We start from the raw sequence: 6,491 nt of genomic DNA on the forward strand, positions 1-6,491 counted from the left end.
CCTCGTCGCCGGCGTCGCCGCGCAGTACGAGTCCGAGGTCGTGTACCACCAGATCCGCGAGGACCTGGAGCAGCAGGGTGTCATCTTCATGGACACCGACACGGCGCTCCGCGAGCACCCCGAGATCTTCGAGGAGTACTTCGGCACCGTGATCCCGGCCGGCGACAACAAGTTCGCCGCGCTGAACACGGCCGTGTGGTCCGGCGGCTCGTTCGTCTACGTCCCGAAGGGCGTCCACGTCGAGATCCCGCTGCAGGCCTACTTCCGGATCAACACCGAGAACATGGGCCAGTTCGAGCGGACGCTGATCATCGCGGACGAGGACTCCTACGTCCACTACATCGAGGGCTGCACCGCCCCGATCTACAAGTCGGACTCGCTGCACTCGGCCGTCGTCGAGATCATCGTGAAGAAGAACGCCCGCGTGCGCTACACGACGATCCAGAACTGGTCGAACAACGTCTACAACCTCGTCACCAAGCGTGCGATCGCGCACGAGGGCGCCACGATGGAGTGGATCGACGGCAACATCGGCTCCAAGGTGACGATGAAGTACCCCTCGATCTACCTCGCGGGTGAGCACGCCAAGGGCGAGACGCTCTCCGTCGCCTTCGCCGGCCCCGGCCAGCACCAGGACGCCGGCGCGAAGATGATCCACATGGCGCCGTACACGACGTCCTCGATCGTGTCGAAGTCGATTGCCCGTGGCGGCGGTCGCGCGGGGTACCGCGGTGAGGTCCGGGTCGACCCGGCAGCCCACCACGCGGCGAACACCGTGCGGTGCGACGCGCTGCTGGTGGACACCATCAGCCGGTCGGACACCTACCCGGCGATCGACATCCGCGTCGACGACGTCCAGCTCGGGCACGAGGCCACGGTCTCCCGCGTGAGCGAGGAGCAGCTGTTCTACCTCATGTCGCGCGGCATGCCCGAGGACGAGGCGATGGCGATGATCGTCCGCGGCTTCATCGAGCCGATCGCCCGCGAGCTCCCGATGGAGTACGCACTCGAACTCAACAAGCTCATCGAGATGAGCATGGAAGGATCCGTCGGCTAGATGTCCAGCACCACCCCTCCCCACATCGACCAGCCGATCGAGCCCGCGGCGACCACGCAGCACGGCGCCGGAGCACACTCCGACGGCGGCTGGGACGCGCCCGACAAGACGATCCCGGTGCAGACCCGCTCCGAGCGGTTCCAGTCCGGTGACGTCGACGCGTTCCCGACCGTCACCGGGCGAGAGGTGAACTGGAAGTTCGCGCCCCTCGCGAAGCTCCAGCCCCTGCTCGACGGTGGCCTCGACGGATCCGCCTACCCGTTCCTCGCCCGCCAGTCCGACGGCGCCGACGTCGAGTGGGGTCGCAGCGACGACCCCCGCGTCGGCACCGCCGGCCTGCCCGAGGACCGCGCCGCCGCAGCCGCCTGGACCGCTCGCGACGCGGTCCTGGCCGTCACGGTCAAGTCCACCGAGGCGCACGAGTTCATCACGATCACGCGCTCCGACTTCGGCACGCAGCCCCGCGCCGCGCACACGGTCATCACGGCCGAGGCGCACGCGCAGGGCATCGTCGTGCTCGACAACCGTGGTTCGGCGCTCCTCAGCGAGAACGTCGAGATCGTCGTCCGCGACGGCGCCCGCCTGACGGTCGTCAGCCTGCAGGACTGGGACGACGACGCGGTGCACGTGTCGACCCACTTCGCCGAGGTCGGCCGCGACGCCTTCCTCAAGCACGTCGTGGTCTCGCTCGGCGGCGACGTCATCCGGGTCAACCCCTCGACGCACCTCGGTGCGCAGGGTGCCGACACCGAGATGTACGGCGTGTACTTCGCCGACGCCGGTCAGTACATCGAGCAGCAGGTCTACGTGAACCACGACGCGCCCAACACGCGCGGTCGGGTCAACTACAAGGGCGCGCTGCAGGGCCAGGGCGCGCACACGGTCTGGATCGGCGACGTGCTCATCGGGCGCGCCGGCGACGGCACGGACTCGTACGAGCAGAACCGCAACCTCGTCCTCACCGACGGCACGCGCGCGGACAGCATCCCGAACCTCGAGATCGAGACGGGCAACATCGAGGGCGCCGGCCACGCGAGTGCGACCGGCCGCTTCGACGACGAGCAGCTGTTCTACCTGCAGTCCCGCGGCATCCCCGAGGAAGAGGCACGTCGTCTCGTCGTGCTCGGCTTCCTCGTCGAGGTCATCCAGAAGATCGGTGCGCCCGAGCTCGAGGAACGCCTCATCGCCGCGGTCGAGCAGGAGCTCGCCGAGGGGCGCTCGGTCATCGCCGAGGCCGCACCGGAGGCCTCCGCCTGATGTCGACGAAGGTCTGTGCCGAGGCGGACATCCAGGTGGACAGCCCGATGCGCGCCGTCGTCGACGGCACCGCGGTCGCCATCGTCAAGGACTCCGCCGGCACCGTGCACGCGATCGGCGACACCTGCACCCACGGGGACATCTCCCTGGCAGAGGGGTTCGTCGAGGGCGACACGCTCGAGTGCTGGGCCCACGGATCCCGCTTCTCGCTGGCCACCGGCAAGCCGCAGAACTTCCCGGCGTACGAACCCGTCCCGGTCTTCCGGGTCGAGGTCCGCGACGGGGAGGTCTACGTCGACGTGCACGACCCCGTCCCGGTCGACTGAGACCGCTCCGACCCGGCCGTCCCCGGCCTCCACTCACTTCCCGCGGCTGACGCCGCACACCAGCTGCAACCGAAGGAACGCAATGTCCACTCTCGAAATCCGCGACCTGCAGGTCTCGATCGACACCGACCAGGGTGTCAAGGAGATCCTCAAGGGCGTCGACCTCACCATCAACGAGGGCGAGATCCACGCGATCATGGGGCCGAACGGCTCGGGCAAGTCCACCCTCGCCTACACGATCGCCGGCCACCCCCGGTACAACGTGGTCGGTGGCTCGATCACGCTCGACGGCGAGGACGTCCTCGCGATGAGCGTCGACGAGCGTGCCCGTGCCGGCATGTTCCTCGCCATGCAGTACCCGGTGGAGATCCCCGGCGTGACGGTGTCGAACTTCCTCCGCACCGCCAAGACCGCGATCGACGGCGAGGCCCCGGCGCTCCGCAGCTGGGTCAAGGACCTCCGCCAGTCGATGGCCGACCTCAAGATGGACTCGGCCTTCGCCGAGCGCAACGTCAACGAGGGCTTCTCCGGTGGCGAGAAGAAGCGCCACGAGATCATGCAGCTCGAGCTCCTCAAGCCGAAGTTCGCCGTGCTCGACGAGACCGACTCCGGCCTCGACGTCGACGCGCTGAAGATCGTGTCCGAGGGCGTCAACCGTGCCAAGGCCGCGACCGGGCTCGGCGTGCTGCTCATCACCCACTACACGCGCATCCTCCGCTACATCAAGCCGGACTTCGTGCACGTGTTCGTCGCGGGCAAGGTCGCCGAGCAGGGTGGCCCCGAGCTCGCCGAGCGCCTCGAGAACGAGGGCTACGACCGCTACGTGCAGGCCGCAGCCGCCGCGGCGGGGAACTGATGATCACCGCACTCGCACCGGAGAAGTTCGACGAGGTCGTCGAGGGCCTCAAGGAGGTCCAGGACCCGGAACTCGGCGTGAACATCGTCGACCTCGGGCTCATCTACGACCTCGCCTGGGACGACGAGGCGACCGCGCTCGTGATCAGCATGACCCTGACGAGCGCGGGCTGCCCCCTGACCGACGTCATCGAGGGCGACACGGCGAACGCGCTCGACGGCATCGTCGACGCGTTCCGGATCAACTGGGTCTGGATGCCGCCGTGGGGCCCGGAACGGATCACCGACGACGGGCGCGAGATGATGCGCGCGCTCGGCTTCTCGATCTAGGCGCGAGCCCCTGACGGACGGGAGGCGCGGTGCCGGCTGGCACCGCGCCTCCCGTCCGTCTGTGCGTCGGGTCTCGGGCGCGCCCCGAGCGGGCCAAAAACGTCACGCTCGCCGCTCTGGAGTGGCCGGTTTCGCCCGCTCGGCGGGCGGCCCGCGGCGTGTCGCGCCCGCTCGCGTACGCCCCCGCCCGCGCGCCCCGCGCCCCTCGCGCCCCGCGCGCCCCTGCGCACGCAGAAGGGCCCCGCACCGGACGGTGCGGGGCCCTTCTGCGACGGGACTCAGCGGCGGCCGAGGACCTTCCACGCCAGCGGCACGATGCCCGCGGCGATGAGGGCCTTCGCGATGCCACCCACGATGAACGGGTACAGCCCGGCCGCGAGGACCGACTGCAGGTCGTTCGGCGCGCCGAGCTGTCCGAGCACGACGGCCAGGTAGGGGAGACCGGTGACGAACGGGATCGCGCTGGCGACGAGCATCGCCACCGCGGCACGGCCCACGTGGCGGTCCCAGTCGCGACGGGCGAGCCAGCCGATGACACCGGCGGCGGGGATGAAGCCGATGACGTAGCCGAAGCTCGGCACGGCGAGGGCGCCGAGGCCACCCGTGAAGTCGGCGAAGAACGGCGCACCGGCGAGTCCGGCGACCGCGTAGACGAGCAGCGACAGCATGCCGCGGCGGGCACCGAGGGTCGCGCCGACGAGCACGACCGCCAGGGTCTGGCCCGTGATCGGCACCGGCCACATCGGCACCTCGACCTGCGCCATGGCGGCGGTGAAGAGTGCTCCGCCGGCGACCAGGGCGGCGTTCGTGGCCAGGCCGTGGGTGCGCAGACGGTCGGCGAGGACTGCGCGGCGAGCGAACCCGGTGGCGTTCGTCATGGATTCTCCTAGAATGGACTGCTGGTCCCGTTCGAGACCATCGGTCCCGTCAGCGTAGCGGTGCACCTCCCGCACACACCGTTGTGCACATCCACCAACTGATTGGACGTCTGCTGTGCTTGCCGTGCACGACCTCGAGATCCGCGTCGGGGCTCGCCTCCTGATGGAGAACGTGTCCTTCCGCGTCGAGAAGGGCGACAAGATCGGCCTCGTCGGCCGGAACGGCGCGGGGAAGACCACGATGACCAAGGCCCTGGCGGGTGAGACCCAGCCGACCGGGGGCAAGATCGACCGCTCCGGCGAGATCGGGTACCTGCCGCAGGACCCCCGCTCCGGCAACCCGGAGGACACCGCCCGCAAGCGCATCCTCGACGCCCGTGGGCTCGGCGAGCTCGTCGAGGGCATCCGCCAGGCCACGCTCGACATGGCCAGCACGGACACCGCCGTCGCCGAGAAGGCCATGCGGCGGTACAGCCGGCTCGACGACCAGTTCAACGCGCTCGGCGGCTACGCAGCCGAGGCCGAGGCGGCGTCGATCGCGTCGAACCTCAAGCTGCCGGACCGCATCCTCGACCAGCAGCTCAAGACGCTGTCGGGTGGTCAGCGCCGTCGCATCGAGCTCGCCCGGATCCTGTTCTCGGACGCCGAGACGATGATCCTCGACGAGCCGACGAACCACCTCGACGCCGACTCGATCATCTGGCTGCGCGAGCACCTCAAGACGTACCCGGGCGGTGTGATCGTCATCTCCCACGACGTCGAGCTCGTGGACGAGGTCGTCAACCGCGTCTTCTACCTCGACGCCAACCGCCAGTCGATCGACGTCTACAACATGGGGTGGAAGCTCTACCAGCGGCAGCGTGCCGCCGACGAGGAGCGCCGCCGCAAGGAGCGCGCGAACGCCGAGAAGAAGGCCGCCACGCTCAAGGACCAGGCGGCCCGCTTCGGTGCGAAGGCCACGAAGGCCGCAGCGGCGCACCAGATGGTCGCGCGTGCCGAGAAGCTCCTCGCCGGGCTCGAGGACGAGCGCGCAGTCGACCGCGTCGCGAAGCTGCGCTTCCCGACCCCGACGCCCTGTGGCCGCACCCCGCTGATGGCCGAGGGGCTGTCGAAGTCCTACGGGTCGCTCGAGATCTTCGCCGGCGTGGACCTCGCCATCGACCGGGGCTCGCGCGTCGTGATCCTCGGGTTCAACGGTGCCGGCAAGACGACGTTGCTGCGCATCCTCGCGGGCGCCGACCAGCCGGACACGGGGGAGATCCTGCCCGGACACGGCCTGCGGATCGGGTACTACGCGCAGGAGCACGAGAACATCGACGTGAACCGCACCGTGATCGAGAACATGGTGTCCGCGTCGAACGACCTCAACGAGACCGAGGCGCGACGGGTCCTCGGCTCGTTCCTGTTCACCGGTGACGACGGCTACAAGAAGGCCGGTGTCCTCTCCGGTGGCGAGAAGACGCGGCTCTCGCTCGCGATGATCGTCGTGTCGGGCGCGAACGTGCTGCTGCTCGACGAGCCGACGAACAACCTCGACCCGGCCTCGCGCGAGGAGATCCTCGGCGCGCTGGCCGGCTACGAGGGTGCCGTGGTGCTGGTGTCGCACGACGCCGGTGCGGTCGAGGCGCTCAACCCCGAGCGGGTGCTGCTCCTGCCGGACGGCACCGAGGACCACTGGAACAAGGACTACGCGGAGCTCATCGAGCTCGCGTGACCCGCACCGCCGACGGGCGCGACCCGTCGACGGGCGCGACCCGTCGACGGGCTGGAGGCACGGTGCCAGCTGGC

At 69.6% G+C, this 6,491-nt stretch carries 7 protein-coding genes; 6 read left to right on the top strand and 1 reads right to left on the bottom strand.

Annotation, left to right across the window (positions count from 1 at the left end):
• The 5 genes from sufB to BIV01_RS12935 all read left to right on the top strand — a co-directional run.
• On the top strand, positions 1-1,057 hold a 1,057-nt coding region (gene sufB / locus BIV01_RS12915), incomplete at its 5' end, for a Fe-S cluster assembly protein SufB (protein WP_071303095.1).
• Positions 1,058-2,314, top strand: coding sequence for a Fe-S cluster assembly protein SufD (gene sufD / locus BIV01_RS12920; protein WP_071303096.1), 1,257 nt, complete (start codon positions 1,058-1,060; stop codon positions 2,312-2,314).
• The gene (locus BIV01_RS12925; RefSeq protein ID WP_070419609.1) at positions 2,311-2,640 is read left to right on the top strand and encodes a non-heme iron oxygenase ferredoxin subunit; all 330 of its coding nucleotides are present in this window, start codon (positions 2,311-2,313) and stop codon (positions 2,638-2,640) included. Before sufD ends, BIV01_RS12925 begins: the two co-directional genes overlap by 4 nt.
• A gap of 82 nt (positions 2,641-2,722) precedes the next feature.
• Positions 2,723-3,496, top strand: coding sequence for a Fe-S cluster assembly ATPase SufC (gene sufC, locus BIV01_RS12930; RefSeq protein WP_070419045.1), 774 nt, complete (start codon positions 2,723-2,725; stop codon positions 3,494-3,496).
• A complete protein-coding gene (locus BIV01_RS12935) occupies positions 3,496-3,825 on the top strand; it encodes a metal-sulfur cluster assembly factor (RefSeq protein WP_022906025.1) in 330 nt (109 codons plus the stop codon). The genes sufC and BIV01_RS12935 overlap by 1 nt, the downstream gene beginning before the upstream one ends.
• A 278-nt stretch (positions 3,826-4,103) precedes the next feature.
• On the opposite strand, the gene BIV01_RS12940 is transcribed toward BIV01_RS12935, so the two are convergent.
• Positions 4,104-4,703 carry a biotin transporter BioY gene (locus BIV01_RS12940; protein WP_070419044.1) on the bottom strand — a complete coding sequence of 200 codons (600 nt, stop codon included), beginning with the start codon at positions 4,701-4,703 and terminating at the stop codon, positions 4,104-4,106.
• Positions 4,704-4,818: 115 nt separating this feature from the next.
• Here BIV01_RS12940 and BIV01_RS12945 point away from each other — a divergent pair, with 115 nt between their 5' ends.
• The gene (locus BIV01_RS12945; RefSeq protein ID WP_031261586.1) at positions 4,819-6,417 is read left to right on the top strand and encodes an ABC-F family ATP-binding cassette domain-containing protein; all 1,599 of its coding nucleotides are present in this window, start codon (positions 4,819-4,821) and stop codon (positions 6,415-6,417) included.
• The last annotated feature ends 74 nt before the right edge of the window (positions 6,418-6,491 follow it).

This window comes from Curtobacterium sp. MCBA15_013 (genome assembly GCF_001865095.1).
Classification (GTDB): domain Bacteria; phylum Actinomycetota; class Actinomycetes; order Actinomycetales; family Microbacteriaceae; genus Curtobacterium.